The sequence below is a fragment of the Echinicola salinicaeni genome (genome assembly GCF_014280965.1).
Classification (GTDB): domain Bacteria; phylum Bacteroidota; class Bacteroidia; order Cytophagales; family Cyclobacteriaceae; genus Echinicola; species Echinicola salinicaeni.
Map to the genome: position 1 here is coordinate 224,116 of NZ_JACODZ010000005.1, position 16,862 is coordinate 240,977.

Genomic DNA, 16,862 nt, shown 5'->3' on the forward strand with positions numbered 1-16,862 from the left:
ATCAGTCTAAAAACCCAATAAAGCAACTGAATATGTCGTCAATATCCCCTAATACCCCATCTCATAGACAGGATCCTTTCGAAGGCGTGGACTTTTATGCTTTGGATGAATTACTCAATGATGAGCAATTGCTCATCAGACAATCAATCAGGAATTTTGTCAAAAAAGAAATCTCGCCATTTATAGAAGATTGGGCTCAAAAGGCCCATTTTCCTGAAAGTATTATCAAAAAGTTCGGTTCAATTGGGGCTTTTGGCCCTCAGATCCCTGAGCAATATGGAGGTGGTGGACTTGATGATATTTCCTATGGACTGATCATGCAGGAAATTGAACGTGGAGATTCCGGAATGCGGTCGACTGTTTCTGTTCAAGGCTCTTTGGTAATGTACCCTATTTACGCATTTGGATCAGAAGAACAAAAACAAAAATTCCTTCCCAAGTTAGCAAGTGGTGAATTACTGGGCTGCTTTGGCCTGACAGAACCCGATCATGGCTCTAACCCCGGAGGAATGAAAACCCACTTCGAGGATATGGGCGATTACCTCTTATTGAATGGGGCCAAAATGTGGATTTCTAATTCTCCAAAGGCAGATATTGCTATTGTTTGGGCAAAGGATGAATCTGACAGAATTCATGGCTTAATTGTAGAAAGAGGAATGGAAGGATTCAGCACTCCCGAAACCCATAATAAGTGGTCACTTCGAGCGAGCTGCACAGGTGAATTGGTATTTGACAATGTAAAAGTTCCAAAATCAAATCTACTTCCCGGGAAAGCTGGATTGGGAGCTCCTTTAAAATGCCTGGACGCTGCTCGGTATGGAATAGCTTGGGGAGCAATTGGCGCGGCTATGGATTGTTACGATTCGGCAAGAAGATATGCCAGTGAAAGAATCCAATTCGATAAACCCATTGGGTCTTTCCAACTTGTACAAAAAAAATTGGCGGAAATGCTCACTGAAATCACCAAAGCACAGCTTTTGGCATGGAGACTAGGCAAACTTAAAAATGAAGGCAAAGCTACTACAGCCCAAATTTCCTTGGCGAAAAGAAACAATGTAGCTATGGCGCTTGATATTGCTCGAGAGGCCAGGCAAATACATGGCGGAATGGGAATCACCGGTGAATACCCAATTATGAGACATATGATGAACCTTGAATCCGTAATCACCTATGAGGGGACCCATGACATTCATCTTCTTATCCTTGGGCAGGAAATTACAGGCATTCAAGCATTCAAGTGAGGCTTTTTATCAGTCTATCCGACTTTTAATTACGATGGTCCTAGTTGGAGTTCTCGGATCATTACTGAAAATGGTGATCATTTTATGGTCAATCCCCAATCTCCCACTTGGGTCAAAAGTAAATTTCAATTCCGTTTGATCCCTAGGTTCCAAATCCATGGTAGGCAAATCATAAACCATACAATCACAATTGGTTACCACTTTTCTGATATTGAGCGCTTGTCTGCCTGTATTGGTTATTTTCACACTTCTGGACACTAAATTCTTACTTGATATTTTTCCCAGATCAATATTCACCTCTGCCAGAGCCAAATGAGGCACTTCATTGACTTGACTTTTGGCAATCGGAGCAAAGTACTCATGAACCGTGGTCAATAACCTCAAGTCAATTCCCTCATTACTATTTGACTCAATCTCAAATGTTACTGTCTCATCAAAATAGCCTAGGTCTTCTTTTAGCTCCCCATCATACTGGATAGCCAGTAGCCCTCTTGATTTTGCCGGAACGATGGCTGGCACCATATTGATTTTAACGTGCTCAGGAAGGCTCATGTCATTATGGTCCAAGGTAATTGGAAGGTCTTTGAAATTATAAAAATCCACATATTTGATTTTCGGCTCATTGGTAAAGACATTTCCCATATTAATAGAGCTAAACCTAAAACCCAGGTCCCCTATTTTGTAATCGTAATATGAAGCTACATTGGATGGGTAAGGAATATTATTTCCTGCAATCAATAAAGTATCACCAGCTGGATTAATATTGGTCTTCACCAACACCTTTTTCTCAAATCTACCACCAAAACTGGTAGGCTGATAGGCCACTTTTATAGCTCCGATATCATCTTTGTAAAGTGTATCTATTTCAAAATCAACCGTAGTACAACCACAATCTGTCAATACCTCCTCAATAATTACAGGCATTTCTCCATTATTGGCCATATAGAAAGATGTATTAACCTGACCATGTTCCTCCATCACTGCTCCTAATTCGGCCTGATTTCTCTCCCACATCAATGGATTGGTGGCAAGTTCCTGAGCCTTAACAACAAAAGCCAAAGAAAGAAAAAACAACAAAGTGATTAACGTCAATGCAATATTTCTCATACTTACAAATAACGGTAAAATTCAAGCGATTTCTGCCTTTATTTCCTTAATTTGCGATAAAAATTTGACTGATGGCAAGAGTATTAACAGGAATTCAAAGCTCGGGACGGCCACATCTGGGAAATATCCTTGGAGCAATAGTCCCGGCAATAGAACTTACAAAAAAAGACAATAACGAATCTTTCATTTTTATCGCCGATTTCCACTCCCTAACCACCATTAAGGATGGGGAGAAGAGAAAAGAAAATGTTCATGCAGTAGCAGCTGCTTGGCTGGCATTTGGACTGGACATTAGCAAAACTGTTTTTTATAGACAATCCAGGATTCCTGAAATCACAGAGTTGACATGGTACTTGAGCTGCTTTACCCCTTATCCTATGTTGGCAAATGCCCACAGTTTTAAGGATAAATCTGACAAACTTTCTGACGTCAATGCAGGCTTATTTTCCTACCCAGTTTTGATGGCGGCTGACATTCTGATGTTTGAGGCAGACATTGTTCCTGTAGGGAAAGACCAAATGCAGCATTTGGAAATGACCCGTGATATAGCTTCCTCATTCAACGCTAGATTGGAAGATGAAATCCTTATCTTGCCAGAGGCAAGAATCAATGAAGAGGTAATGATCATTCCTGGCACTGATGGCCAAAAGATGAGCAAATCATACAATAACTATATTGACATTTTCCTTCCGCCGAAACAATTAAAAAAGAATATCTACAGTATCGTCACGGACAGCACTCCGCTAGAAGAGCCCAAAAACCCTGACACTTGTAATGTGTTTAAATTATTTAACCTAATAGCGAACAAAGACCAGTCAGAGGAACTTAGAAAAAAATACCTTGCGGGTAACTTTGGTTATGGACATGCCAAAAAAGAATTACTTGACCTGGTTACAGAAAAATATGCCAAGGAAAGAGAAACCTTTGAATATTATATGAACAATTTGGATGAACTGGACAGTAAGCTAGCTGAAGGTGAAGCAAAGGCTAAAAAGATAGCGCAAAACACCCTTCAAAAAGTAAGAGCCAAATTAGGCTTTGCATAAACAAAAATATTCATCCCTTTTAACTAAGTAAAAAAGCACGCCGAAGTTTAAGTTTGGCGTGCTTTTTTATGGTATATTTTGATTTCTTTTACCTAGATCTCCACAAATCTTTCATGGCCACTCCATTGATCTGCATCACAAAACGCGTTGGATTAGGCACAATAATAATCCTCACATCTTGACCATCAAACTGTTCCGATTCAATAGGTACCCCTTCTTTTCCTTTTACTTCGTAGGAAATAATTCCCCTTGCATCAGGAAGCATAGGAACATATTTATTAGCCAAATAAGCAGATGGTAACAAAACATCTGTATCTGAATCCAGCTTGTCATAAATTTTCTCCAGCTCTCCCTCTAAAGCATCACCAAACTCATCGTTGAAATCATCCTCCAAATCATGCATCTCCTCTTCGATATCATCGTAATTGTCGTCTGCATAAGTCAGTTTACTCAACGCGATTCTTTTCTCTACAATAGCGGTTAGGTCTTTGTCTAACTTATCTAAGTCCATTATTTTTTGTTGATTTTGAATTTAAATATGAAGGTAGATAATCCCAGAAGAGTTTCCAAAAAAGACTTTTGCCTTATGAAAGTCTTTTTTTCCTAATTATTGTCCTCTAAAGATCTAATTTCACCCTTCCTTTATTTTAAAATCAAACAATGTCACCATTATTTCTACCAATGAGCTAATCAATTTAAACATTAAAAAAACTAAATTTCAGGGAATAAAAGTGACCCCAATAACACTTGCCTTGAACAAGAATTTACGACTGAAAATCAAACAGATAATCCTTTGGGCAATATGCTCACATCATATAAAATGATATATTTGTTAAGGATGGTAAAAGTATAGACCCAAAACATTTTGACCTATGGAAACTGATTTTCTTCCACTTAATGGAACTGACCATGTGGAATTATACGTCGGCAATGCCAAACAAGCTGCCTTATTTTACCAATATGCATTTGGCTACAAACTTATAGCATACGCGGGGCCTGAGACAGGAATTAGAGACCGAGCCTCATATGTATTGAGTCAAGGAAAAATCCGACTTGTTTTGACCAGTGCTTTGGGTGAATTTCATCCCATTGCAGCTCATGTCAAAAAACATGGTGACGGTGTAAAGGTTTTAGCTCTTTGGGTAGATGATGCCGAGAAGTCTTGGCAAGAAACTACCTCTCGTGGCGCAGTTTCCTTTGAGGAACCAAAAATACTCCGAGATGAAAACGGCACAGTAAAAACTGCCTCCATACATACATATGGGGAAACCATTCACACATTTGTAGAACGAAAAAATTACAAGGGTCCTTTTCTCCCAGGATACATAAGCAAAAGCAGCAATTATCAATCCAGCCCTGTGGGCTTTAAATACATAGATCATTGTGTGGGAAATGTAGGATGGGGAGAAATGAACAAATGGGTGGAATTTTACGAAAAGGTAATGGGCTTTAGTTTATTGGTCACTTTTGATGACAAGGATATTTCAACTGAATATTCTGCCCTAATGTCCAAAGTAGTTTCCAATGGAAATGGCTATATCAAATTCCCCATTAATGAACCTGCAGAAGGTAAGAAGAAATCACAAATAGAGGAATATTTGGACTTTTATAATAGTCCGGGTGTCCAACATATAGCCATTGCCACAGATGATATTATCCAAACTGTAGGAGAGCTTAGAAGCAGAGGCGTGGAATTTCTGGAAGTACCTGAAACCTACTATGAAGAAATGCCCTCAAGGGTAGGAAAAATAGATGAAGCTACCCAACCACTTAAAGACCTTAACATACTGGTAGACAGAGACAATGAAGGTTATCTTTTACAGATTTTCACCAAACCTGTACAGGACAGACCTACTTTATTCTTTGAAATTATTCAAAGGAAAGGTGCTAAATCATTTGGTAAGGGCAATTTTAAAGCCCTTTTTGAAGCCATCGAGAGAGAACAGAGACTAAGAGGAAACCTATAGCTCAATCTGTTAATACTTAAAAAGTGAAGAATTTTGACTTTTTAAGTGAAAGCTTTCATCAGGCGTGGCAAAAACCGCTTTTATGATTAAATTTGATTTTCATTTTAAGTTTTTTACAAAATCATGACAGACGCATCCATCATTAACAAAGCCCAAAGCTGGCTTGATAGTAACATTGACCAAGAAACAAAAAAACAAATCCAGACTTTGCTCAAGTCTGAAGACCAATCAGAACTCATCGATTCGTTTTATAAGGATTTAGAATTTGGAACGGGTGGTCTGAGAGGTGTAATGGGCGTCGGTTCTAATAGAATGAATGTATATACAGTAGGTATGGCCACACAAGGATTAGCTAATTACCTACTTGCATGCTTCCCTGGTGAAGAGATAAAAGTAGCCATCACTCATGACTCTAGGATCAACAATACGCTCTTTGCAGATACTACCGCCAATGTACTTTCTGCAAATGGTATAAAGGTGAAATATTTCAAGGAAATGCGACCTACACCAATGCTTTCCTATGCCATTCGCTATTATGGATGTAAAAGTGGTGTAATGATCACTGCTTCACATAATCCGAAAGAGTATAACGGCTATAAAGCCTATTGGGAAGATGGCGGCCAAATAGTCGCACCACATGACAAAAACATCATTACCGAAGTTCAAAAAATTAAATCTATAGATGATGTTAAATGGGACAAAAACGAAAGCCTTATAGAATTTATCGGTCATGAAATGGACCTAAGCTATCTGAATGACATCAAAAAATTTAGCCTGTCTCCAAAAGCCATTTTGAATCAAAGGAATATGAGCATTGTATTTTCTCCTATTCATGGTGCTTCAGGTAAAATGGTTCCAGCAGCTCTTAAAACTTTCGGTTTTGAAAATATCCACGTGGTAAAAGAACAAGCTGAGCCTGATGGCAATTTCCCTACCGTAGTTTATCCGAATCCAGAAGAAGCAGAAGCCTTGAACCTATCCCTTAAACTAGGAAAAGAGGTCAATGCAGAATTAGTGCTTGCTTGTGATCCTGATGGCGATAGGTATGCCGCTGCCATTCCAAATGAAAAAGGAGAGTTTGAGCTACTCAATGGTAATCAGACAGGAACCCTCCTGACTTATTATCTGCTCACTATGTGGAGCAAAAGAGGACATTTTACAGGTGATCAATACATGGTGAATACCATTGTGACCACGGAACTGATTGAGGAAATATGTAAAGGATTCGGAATCCCTTGTTACAGGGTCCTTACTGGATTTAAAAATATTGCTGCGATAATTAGAGAGCTTGAAGGAAAGAAAGAATTTATCGGCGGTGGCGAAGAAAGCTACGGCTTTTTGGTTGGTGATGCAGTAAGAGACAAAGACGGCGTTTCAGCTTGTGCCACCTTAGCCGAAGTAGTGGCCTATTATAAAGAACGCGGCATGACCTTATTCGATGTCCTTGCTGAGATTTACCAAGAGTACGGATTCTATAAAGAAGCGCTTATTTCAGTCACGAAAAAAGGCAAAGATGGTGCTGAACAAATCCAACAATTGATGCATGGTTTCAGAACAAATCGACCAGATACCATTAATGGTATTAAAGTAACCAAGGTCATTGATGTATTGGAAAGCAAACTTTACGATATCGAAAAAGGAACAACGGAAGAATTGGAACTGGATAAATCCAATGTAATCCAGTTCTACCTTGAAGATGGAAGTAAGATTTCTGCTAGACCTTCTGGTACAGAGCCAAAAATCAAATATTATATTTCTGTCAATGAACACCTTCCAAACAGAGAGGCCTACAGAGCGGTAGAAGCTTCTTTGGTTAAGAAAATCGAAGGCTTGAAAAAATTCTTTGAATAAGATATAAGATACTTCAAGTATAGAATAAGAAAGGCCCACTAGAAGGGGCCTTTCTTATTTTTCATAAACCACATCATACAATACCAAGCCCGTAGGAAGAGCTTTCCTACTTAATGGTCCTATTTCCAATTTCCCATTCAAAGCATCTTCCAAATCCTTTAATTCTAGTTTTCCCTTTCCTAAATCATACAAGGCTCCCATCATTAACCGCACCTGATTTCTTAGGAAACCTTTTCCCCTTACCCTAAAACAGAAATTAGGCTCAGCCAACTCCCATGATGCATCAGTTCCCGAAATCTCATCAATTACAGCTAGATCAATAAATCTTTTAAACTGCGTTTCCGGTTTTGGTTTGGTACAAAAATTCCTGAAATCGTTTTCTCCTTCAAACAACTTGGCACCTTCATTCATCAATGGAACATTTAATTTCTCAGGAAAAACAACCGTAAATGGTGCTGAAAATGGATGAGGTTTAGTACCAAATGAAAAATAAAATCGATATTCCTTCTCCACCACATCTTGGATGACATTAAACTCTGGTCCAACCTGCTTGGCAGTAAGTAACCTAATATCATCTGGTAAAAAAGCATTGCAACTTTTTACTGTTCTATCCAAATTATCGATAGGCTCAGCCGAAAAAAGTTCGAAAGCCCCATTGAGACAAGACACGCCTGTATCTGTTCTTCCAGATCCCAATATATTGAATTCTTCTATGCCCAAAGCACCCTTAAAAGCCCTTTGTAACATCTCTTGAACAGTTTTCACTCCTGGTTGCTTTTGCCAACCGTGATAACGAAAGCCTAAATATTGTACCCTAAATAGGTAAGTATATGGTTTACTTTTCATGAATTAACTCCAAACATGCTATTGAGGGTCCGAAGGTAATCATTTCAAATTCAAAATCGAATTTTACATTTTCTTCCATAAGCTATCAGTAAAAAATTCATGATCATCCAGAAAATCATTGATGATTTCAAAGCCACTTTCTTTCGCCAGAACACATAATTCATCCGTATCGTATTTTTTTGACACCTCAGTATGAATGGCTTCTGCCTTTTTAAATTGAAAAGTTTCCCCTAAAGCTTCAACATGCACTTCTTGATCAATTAGGCTAACCAAATAACTTCTACATTCTCCGTTAACAGGATTATAAACTGGCCAATGTTTAAATTTACTAAGATCAAAATCTCCTCCTAGTTCCTTATTAATCCTGTTCAGAACATTGAGGTTAAAATCCCTGGTGACTCCTTGACTGTCATCATAGGCTCCTAGAATCAACTCTGGATCTTTTTTTAGATCAAAGCCAATCAATGCATAATCTCCTTTTGATAAGGCCTGTCCTATTATCCCCAGTATTTCCTTGGCTTCATCTAAAACAAAATTGCCAATATTAGCGCCTAAAAAGAGTAAGAGCGTTGGACGATCATTATCCCAAATTTTTTCCTTCAAGGCTTTTCTATATATATTTTCTATCGGTTGAATCTGGATTCCTTCAAACTTATTTTCCAAGCTTTCCTTCAAATGGTTAAGTACATTACCTGAAATATCTATGGGGTAATAAGTATAATCCACTTTTTGGGAATGTAAATATTCAATCAGGATTTTTGTTTTAAGCCCATCCCCTGCCCCCATTTCCACCAAATTAAATGATTGGTTCAAGTCTAAAACCGGATTTAAAATGGAGGAATGATGGTGATTTAAAATCGAAAACTCGGTTCTCGTTAAATAATATTCTGGAAGCTGCATAATTTGCTGAAAGAGCATATCTCCCCTGTGATCATAAAAATACTTTGAGGGCAAATATTTATTTATAGCACTTAAGCCAGATTGGACATCAAGAGCAAATTCACTCTCCTTATTTAAAATAAATTCCATTTTTTGATAATTATTTTTGACAAGGTCTGATTCCTGTAAATTGCCACCTAAACTGAGGGTGGAAAAAATTCCTGTATGTTTTTCTTGAATGCCCTGCCGAAGTAGCCACAGAGCCACCCCGAAGCACCATTTGATTGATCATAAATTTACCATTGTACTCTCCAATGGCTCCAGCTGCTTTTTGGTATCTGGGATAAGGCAAATAGGCCGAATTGGTCCATTCCCACCTATCACCCCAATTTAACTTTTCTGCAGCAACCTCCCACTCTGCCTCATTAGGCAAACGATAGCCGGCCCATTCTACATAAGCAGCGGCTTCATAAAAGGACACATGGGTAATGGGTGCATTTAAGTCCAATTCCTTTAATCCATCCAGGGTATAGCATTTATATTTACCCTCAATTTCTTTCCAATACAAGGGAAGTGATAGCTGATTTTCAGTTACCCATGCCCAACCATCGGAAAGCCAAAAAACAGGATTTTGATATCCACCTTCTTTAATAAATTCAAGGTATTCACCATTAGTAACCAAATTCGTGGATATGGAAAATTCTTCCAAAAACACCTGATGCCTGCCCTGCTCATTGTCATAGCAAAAACCATTACCTTCAAAGCCTATGGAATACAATCCCTCATTAATCTTTTGCCAACCTCTGCTTTTTTGGGCGGAATACTCTCTTATATTGAGAACAGCAGGATACAACGGATTTAACCAAAGGTTATACTTCAAATCTGTAATTAACAATTCCTGATGCTGTTGCTCATGATTCAGTCCCAGTACTATAGTTTGCTCAATTTCCTCATTCAAGGACCTTCCCATTAAAAGCTGCATTTGTTCGTCAATATAATCTCTATAATCAAACACATCTTCCACACTTGGTCTGGTCATTAAACCTCTTTGATCTCTAACTGTGCGCTCACCTACAGCATTATAATAACTATTAAAAAAATAACTGAAATCAGGATGAAACTCTTTATACTCCGTCAGGTACTTTTTTAGTACAAAAGTTTCAAAAAACCAGGTAGTATGGGCCAAATGCCATTTTGTAGGACTTACATGTGCTGAAGCTTGGACGACAAAATCTTCTGTCTCTAAATGCGAACATAGCTGTATGGTATAATCCCTTACTTGTTTATATTTTTCAAAAGTCATGATTGAGCTGTTCCAAAATTAATATTTATTTCATTTTCAACCCTTTAACCTACGCTCCCTTGCCAATATGAAAAATGGCATCACCTGCATTTACTACTGGTGAATTGTTCACCCCTACTATATAACCGTTTGAGCCACACTTTACAGATACCTTTACTTGTCCGTAAGGATCTGATATTTTCGCCAATACCTGTCCCTTTTTGACCGCTTCTCCTGCCTTCGCAATTGGAGTGAAAATGCCAGACATTTTCGCCCTTAACCAAGAACTTTCTTTCATTAATATGGACTGACCATGATTAACATCTTCCTCAATCATTCCCAAGTGAACAAGTACTCTCCTCGTTCCCAAAATAGCCTCATCAATAGCCAGATCATCCAAGCGCATTGACTCTCCTCCTTCATAAACTAAAATATGTTTTTTTAGTTTAAAAGCCTCTTTTCTAAATGATTTATCTATGTGATTGGAATTGATCACAAACTTTGCTCCAAACACCTTAGCTAATTCCAGTCCTTTGACATCTTTAAAATCCACCCTTATTTGAGGATAATTAGAAAGCATTCTTCCACCAGTATGTATATCAATTCCATAATCAATATTGGGAATGATTTGGGTGGTGAGGATATAAGCTATCTGCGATGCCAAAGACCCTTTATTACTACCAGGAAAACTTCTGTTTAGGTCACGTCCATCGGGAAAGGTTCTACTGTTGCTCAAAAATCCATAAACATTCACTAATGGAATATAAATGATAGTTCCTTTTTTGGGTTTAAACAATCCCTCCTCCAACATCCTTTTTACGGTTACTATCCCATTCATTTCATCACCATGCACCCCTCCACTTATCAGTACTGTTGGTCCATCCTCTTTAGCCCGATCAATAAAAACGGGCAGATCGATCAACGTGTGGGTCGGAAGCCTAGCAATGGCTATTTCAATATTAATAGATTGGCCGGGTCTAATTCTGACCCCATTGATTACCATTTCTTTCATAAATTGCTTTAATTCATTTTCCTCAAGCAGATCACTTTCTTATTGCTTAAAATCTTATTTAATTCGCAGAAGCATATTTATGGCTTCCATATTACAAGAAAGAAAAACCACGGCTACTTCAACCAATAATCTCCTATGAAGATACAAGAAAACATTTCTTTAAAACCATATAATACTTTTCAAATTGACAAAAAAGCCCGTTTTTTCACCAAAGTAAAATCCAAAGAAGAATTGGTAGAGGCTATCGAGTTTTCAAAAACCATGAATATCCCTTTGCTATTCCTGGGAGGAGGAAGTAATATATTGATCACAAAGGATGTATTTGCCCTAGTGGTCAAAATTGACATCAATGGGATTGAAGTTACCAAAGAAAATGATGACCATGTCTGGGTCAGGGTTGGTGCAGGAGAAATCTGGCATGAGTTTGTACTAAAGGCCATTCAGAATCAATGGGCAGGTATAGAAAATCTTTCTTTGATCCCTGGAACTGTTGGTGCATCCCCAATGCAAAATATCGGTGCTTATGGGGTAGAAATAAAAGAAGTATTTGACCATTTGGAGGCGATTAACAGAGGAACCCTAAAATCAGAATTATTTGATTCACAAAAGTGTAATTTCGGTTACCGAGAAAGCATATTTAAAAACAAGGAAAAAGACAATTATGTAATTACTCACGTAACCTTCAAACTTTCAAAAAAACCTAAATTCAATATCAGCTACGGAGCAATCAATGAAACCTTGAAAGAAATGGGTATCAGTGATGATCAATTAAATATAAAAGCTATAAGTGATGCGGTAATTTCAATTAGGGAAAGTAAACTTCCCAATCCTAAAGAAATTGGAAATGCCGGTAGTTTCTTCAAAAACCCAACAATTTCCAGTGAGCAATTTGAAGAATTGAAAAAGCAATATCCTGATATCCCAGGCTATTCCCAGGAGACTGGAATCAAAGTACCAGCAGCTTGGTTGATCGAGAAATCAGGTTGGAAGGGCAAAACATTTGGACCTATTGGTGTGCACAAAAGACAACCCTTGGTTTTAGTCAATTATGGCAATGGTGATGGTGAAACCATTAAAGCCCTCGCTGAGAGAATCCAAAAAGATATAAAGGAAAAATTCAATATATTGCTAAGCCCAGAAGTTAATTTTATCTAAATCAAATGATCTTCAAAACTGATCTCTTTTTCATACTGCTCAGCTTTTACACCAAACTTTCTTAGGAAATCCACTCCTTCATCGGAAGGCAGGCCCTTGTAATCTGCATAAGAATACATGTAGATTACCTTGGCTACTCCCATGGAATAAATGATCCTTGCACAAGCAAGACATGGGGCTAAAGTTACATACAATGTCGACCCTTCCACAGATGCATTGTTTTTAACAGCATAAAGGATTGCATTTTGCTCTGCATGCAAAGCCAAAGAACAACTCCCCTTACTGTCCCTGCTACAACCCGTTTCTGGAAATTCCTCATCGCAATTATGGGTACCAGAAGGAGGCCCATTATAGCCTATTGAAATAATCCTAGTTTCTTTTGTCAACACTGCTCCCACATGTTTCTTTATGCAATGGGATCTTTTCGCCAAATTAACGGCCAACTCCATAAAAATATCATCAAAATCAGGTCGGAACATCTTACTAGTATTTCAAATTTAACTCCACAAAAGTAAGAAAGAAATTCTCAGTCACCAGCCAATCCTAACTTAATTCTTTTGAGGGGAAAACCGCATTACACAAAATTTCCATTTAAAATGATTATTTATAAACACAACTCTCCCTCATATTTGAAAAACTTTTTTTTGTATTTATTATTCATTTTTTTGTTGTTTAAGTGGATAAATAAAAAATTATACTATATATTTATGACTTAATTAATTGATACACAAGAATTTCACTTTTTAGTTAATTAATCATTTTGAATGAATACTTTATGAAACTGATAAAAACTTTAATGCTTTTCTCCTTTTGTACTGTCATAATTTCGAGCTGTATCTCAAACAAAAAGGTCATTTACTTACAAGATGAAGATAAAGATGAATTTGTTGCCAGAAAAGGAGAGCAAGTAGTCCATAAAATTGAGGATTACTATTTGTTATATAACGATGTAGTGGACATATCCATCCGTACTACCAGCCCTGAAGTCAATATGATTTTCACAGATCCAAATGCCATGGCTCAAAGCAGAATGGCCAGCGGAGGGTTATTAAGCGGAGGTGATGTATTTTTCCTGACAGGCTACTCCATAGATGATAAAGGAATGGTAGAATTACCTTTGATTGGAGAAGTTTCGCTTGTTGGATTGACTACCAATGAAGCTAAGTTACACATTGAAGACAAACTCAAAGAGTTTATTGTAGAGGAAGATTTTTTTGTCCGCGTAAGGTTAGGAGGCATCAGGTACAGTGCACTAGGAGAATTCTCTAGGCCCGGCAAATATACGCTTCTACAGAACCGGGTGACCATTTTCGAAGCGATTGCCAATGCCGGCGATTTAACAATTTATGCCAATAGAGATGAAGTTCATTTAATCCGACAATACCCAGACGGATCCAAAAACCACGTTATCAACCTCAACAATAAAGATATCATGGAGTCGGAATTTTACTTCCTTAAGCCAAACGATCTTATCTATGTCGAACCAATGAAAGTTAGGGAATTAGGTACAGGAGCTACCTTAATACAAACATTCCAACTGTTTGTAAGTATCATAACCGTTGGCTTGTTGATATACACTGCTACTAATTAATTATAACAAAATAAACAACCTTAATAATAAAAGAACCAGAAACAGTTTAATATCCATTAAAGTACATTATTACTTTCTCCGAAAGCACCTCTTATTACAAGAATCTAAAAACAAAGTAAACACTTTTTCAAAATAACCAATTCAATTTCAGCCATATAAAGTGAGCAATTGATTCACTTTGATTATGACTATTGAAATTCAAGAGTATAGGGAAATAGCTTTCTTCAACCAAATGGCTATTCATAGGCATCTAAAAACAATAATTGGGGAACAGTTTAGCAACTCCCTCTCGAAAGCCAACTTAAATATCTACTATTGAAATGTTCCTATTCAATAAATACAGAAATGCTCAGCAAGAATACACCTCAGGGAACAATACCCCTGTTGTAAACTGGAAATGTTTTTTGAATACCAATCCAATTTATGGAGCTGAGTCCACTGCTGTAACGGACCAAGAAGGCAACTTATACTTTGGTTCGCATAGTGGTAACTTCTACTCCCTTGACAGTAATGGGAAAATCAGATGGAGTTTTCTTACCAAAGAGAAGATATATTCTTCTCCTTTACTTTTAGAAGACAGGGTTTATTTTGCCGGAGGGGATGGCTTTTTTTATTGCATTAATCTAAATGGTGAACTTCAATGGCTAAAAGACCTATCCAAACAAAAGGGTCGCTTAAAAAACAGTAAAAAATTAAATACACTCCTGCACTTCCCTTTCACCTACGATCCAAAAAAAAAGAAAAATATAGTCTACAAATCATGGAGTTCTCCCAACTATACAGACGGAAGGATTTTCATCACAGGCTTTGGAACAGGTTTACACTGCTTTGACGCAAATGGAAACAGCTTATGGAAATATGACCTTGGCTTTCCACGGTACCAGCTTTCTGGAGTAGCTATTGATGAAAATGATCATATCTACTGCGCCTCTCGAAGAGGCTTTGCCTTTTGCTTCTCCAAAGAGGGCAAGCTAATCTGGAAAAAGAAAATCAAACCATTCTGGGAGCCTTGGGGAAATCCTGTGGTTTGTAAAATTCAAAATACAATCTATTTCTTTTATGCAAAAGGTGAAAAAAAGGGATGGATTAGTGCCTTGGATAAACTAGGAAATATAAAGTGGGAAAAACAAGTTGGTGCTATTAGAGGATCTTGTGCTGTCAGCAGGGATGGCACACATATCTATTTTTGTGACTTCCTAGGATACATTTATAAACTAGAAGCCACAAGTGGCGAAATTGTTGGAAGAAGACAGATCAACAGTGTCAGTCGGGGACTTTGGATTACCCCTACTCTAGATGGTGAAAACAACCTTTTACTTTCCACCAAGGATGGAAAAAGCAGTGGTCGTCTGATCAAGCTAAATCAGGATCTTGAAATCATCTGGCAATTCGAAAACAATAAGATTTTATCCGTACCAGTTATCAATCAATCCGGCGATATATACATTGGAAGTTGGGATGGATGTTACTACTCATTAAAAACCAATTAATTATGAAAATCGGAATCCTAACATTTCATTACTCCATCAACCCTGGATCAGTAATGCAAACTTATTGTGTTTATAATCTACTTAAAAGCGGGATTCCAAATGCCGCAGTTGAGGTGATTAACCTTATACCTTCAAAGAGGGAAAATATTGAACGGGAATTTTTCAGCAAGAAACCTCCATTCATAAGACATAGAAAAATAGTTCGATACAACTCTATCAGAAAATTTATTAAAAACAATGTCCCTCTTTCTGAATTATCTAATCATAATGATTTGTCAAAACAGATCGATTTTATCAATAAGCAGGATTATGATCTCATTTTCACTGGTAGCGATACTGTCTGGATGTACTCGGACAAATTAGACAACATACTTCCAAATATATATTTCTTACCAGATGGGATTAAGGCCCAAAAAGCTTCCATTGCTGCATCAGTTGATCCACTTCCTAATAATCACGAGTTTTTGAATAAAAAAGATACTTTATCACAAATACTAAATCAATATAAAATAGTCTTGGTTAGAGATAAGGTCACTTTTGAATTATTAAAAGAAATCGGGGTAAAACGGCCCAATTATATCGCAGACCCAACATTATTATATGATTTTGAAAAAGATCTTAAACTTCAAATTAACAAAAGCTCTGAAATAAAGAAAAAAATAGTCCTAATAGGGGTAACCGATGAAGCCATTGCTCGTAATATCAAGAGTTTACTGAAAGAACATGCTGACAACTATATTTTTATCAAAAGGAAAAAGAGTCTAAGCCTTTTTGATGATCATGTGATTGATCAATTAAATATTTATAGCAAAATAGACATTCTCATAACTGATAGGTTCCATGGATCCATCTTTGCCATGAAACTTTCTAATACACTTGTCATCAATATTGAACGCTATAATAAAAACCCCTTTCCCAACGGTAAAGGTAGAGACCTTTTCTCAAGAATTGGAATTCCCGAATACTGTGTTCGTCTAGAAAAGGACAACCACATTGAATTCAACAAAAACCTTCTTCACCTCATTGATAATTGGGACAAAACGGAGTTGCAAAGGAGGGAAAATTTGCTCCAAGGATTTATCGACAATAATAAGGCTATTTGGCAGAATGCATTAAGTCTCCTCAGTAAAGAAACTGATTTGTTAGAAGAGGTTTAAAGGGGGAAATCTTTTAAAAGTCCCCAATAGGCCGTCTCAAACTATTGGCCTCTTGGCCCATTTTAGAACTTTTAATCAAAGTGGGCGAAACTTTAATTTTCAGAAGCAGATTATTACAGAACACTTGTACATATTTTACTTTTTTATGTATTTAAAATTCATTTTTTAACATATAAAACTAGGATTTTTAAGATCAAAAAATTAAATTAAACCTATAATGCTTTAGGAACTTTTCACC

General features: G+C 37.2%; 15 protein-coding genes. 8 read left to right on the forward strand and 7 right to left on the reverse strand.

Going from position 1 to position 16,862, the window contains the following annotated elements; genetic code table 11:
• Positions 1–32 precede the first annotated feature (32 nt).
• Positions 33–1,241: an acyl-CoA dehydrogenase family protein gene (locus tag H7U17_RS10970; protein ID WP_186756765.1), complete on the forward strand. Its 1,209-nt coding sequence runs from the start codon at positions 33–35 to the stop codon at positions 1,239–1,241.
• A 9-nt stretch (positions 1,242–1,250) separates the two neighbouring features.
• Here the strand turns inward: H7U17_RS10970 and H7U17_RS10975 are convergent, their stop codons facing one another.
• Entirely contained in the window at positions 1,251–2,348 is a 1,098-nt protein-coding gene (locus H7U17_RS10975; RefSeq protein ID WP_186756766.1) for a DUF1573 domain-containing protein, read from the reverse strand.
• A gap of 71 nt (positions 2,349–2,419) precedes the next feature.
• Here H7U17_RS10975 and trpS point away from each other — a divergent pair, with 71 nt between their 5' ends.
• Positions 2,420–3,394, forward strand: a complete 975-nt coding sequence (gene trpS, locus H7U17_RS10980; protein ID WP_186756767.1) for a tryptophan--tRNA ligase — start codon at positions 2,420–2,422, stop codon at positions 3,392–3,394.
• Positions 3,395–3,482: 88 nt separating this feature from the next.
• Here trpS and H7U17_RS10985 read toward each other — a convergent pair whose 3' ends face one another.
• The gene (locus tag H7U17_RS10985; protein ID WP_186756768.1) at positions 3,483–3,905 is read right to left on the reverse strand and encodes a hypothetical protein; all 423 of its coding nucleotides are present in this window, start codon (positions 3,903–3,905) and stop codon (positions 3,483–3,485) included.
• A 361-nt stretch (positions 3,906–4,266) separates the two neighbouring features.
• Between H7U17_RS10985 and hppD the strand changes: the two genes are divergently transcribed.
• Together hppD and H7U17_RS10995 are read left to right on the forward strand one after the other, a co-directional pair.
• Positions 4,267–5,361, forward strand: coding sequence for a 4-hydroxyphenylpyruvate dioxygenase (gene hppD / locus H7U17_RS10990; RefSeq protein ID WP_186756769.1), 1,095 nt, complete (start codon positions 4,267–4,269; stop codon positions 5,359–5,361).
• A gap of 123 nt (positions 5,362–5,484) precedes the next feature.
• Positions 5,485–7,212, forward strand: coding sequence for a phospho-sugar mutase (locus tag H7U17_RS10995; protein WP_186756770.1), 1,728 nt, complete (start codon positions 5,485–5,487; stop codon positions 7,210–7,212).
• 54 nt (positions 7,213–7,266) lie between these two features.
• On the opposite strand, the gene H7U17_RS11000 is transcribed toward H7U17_RS10995, so the two are convergent.
• The 4 genes from H7U17_RS11000 to H7U17_RS11015 all read right to left on the reverse strand — a co-directional run bounded on the left by H7U17_RS11000 (position 7,267) and on the right by H7U17_RS11015 (position 11,231).
• Positions 7,267–8,058, reverse strand: a complete 792-nt coding sequence (locus tag H7U17_RS11000) for a tRNA pseudouridine synthase A (protein ID WP_186756771.1) — start codon at positions 8,056–8,058, stop codon at positions 7,267–7,269.
• A 63-nt stretch (positions 8,059–8,121) separates the two neighbouring features.
• Entirely contained in the window at positions 8,122–9,087 is a 966-nt protein-coding gene (gene egtD, locus H7U17_RS11005; RefSeq protein ID WP_186756772.1) for an L-histidine N(alpha)-methyltransferase, read from the reverse strand.
• 10 nt (positions 9,088–9,097) lie between these two features.
• Entirely contained in the window at positions 9,098–10,240 is a 1,143-nt protein-coding gene (gene egtB, locus H7U17_RS11010; protein ID WP_186756773.1) for an ergothioneine biosynthesis protein EgtB, read from the reverse strand.
• Positions 10,241–10,289: 49 nt separating this feature from the next.
• Positions 10,290–11,231, reverse strand: coding sequence for a succinylglutamate desuccinylase/aspartoacylase family protein (locus H7U17_RS11015; RefSeq protein WP_186756774.1), 942 nt, complete (start codon positions 11,229–11,231; stop codon positions 10,290–10,292).
• Positions 11,232–11,366: 135 nt separating this feature from the next.
• Between H7U17_RS11015 and murB the strand changes: the two genes are divergently transcribed.
• The gene (murB, locus tag H7U17_RS11020) at positions 11,367–12,386 is read left to right on the forward strand and encodes a UDP-N-acetylmuramate dehydrogenase (RefSeq protein ID WP_186756775.1); all 1,020 of its coding nucleotides are present in this window, start codon (positions 11,367–11,369) and stop codon (positions 12,384–12,386) included.
• On the opposite strand, the gene H7U17_RS11025 is transcribed toward murB, so the two are convergent.
• Positions 12,383–12,865: a deoxycytidylate deaminase gene (locus H7U17_RS11025; RefSeq protein ID WP_186756776.1), complete on the reverse strand. Its 483-nt coding sequence runs from the start codon at positions 12,863–12,865 to the stop codon at positions 12,383–12,385. The genes murB and H7U17_RS11025 overlap by 4 nt on opposite strands.
• Positions 12,866–13,161: 296 nt before the next feature.
• Here H7U17_RS11025 and H7U17_RS11030 point away from each other — a divergent pair, with 296 nt between their 5' ends.
• From H7U17_RS11030 to H7U17_RS11040, 3 genes are all read left to right on the forward strand, one after another.
• A complete protein-coding gene (locus H7U17_RS11030) occupies positions 13,162–13,977 on the forward strand; it encodes a polysaccharide biosynthesis/export family protein (protein WP_186756777.1) in 816 nt (271 codons plus the stop codon).
• Positions 13,978–14,297: 320 nt separating this feature from the next.
• Entirely contained in the window at positions 14,298–15,467 is a 1,170-nt protein-coding gene (locus tag H7U17_RS11035; RefSeq protein ID WP_186756778.1) for an outer membrane protein assembly factor BamB family protein, read from the forward strand.
• A gap of 2 nt (positions 15,468–15,469) precedes the next feature.
• On the forward strand, positions 15,470–16,624 hold the full coding sequence (locus H7U17_RS11040; protein WP_186756779.1) for a polysaccharide pyruvyl transferase family protein: 1,155 nt from the start codon (positions 15,470–15,472) through the stop codon (positions 16,622–16,624).
• The last annotated feature ends 238 nt before the right edge of the window (positions 16,625–16,862 follow it).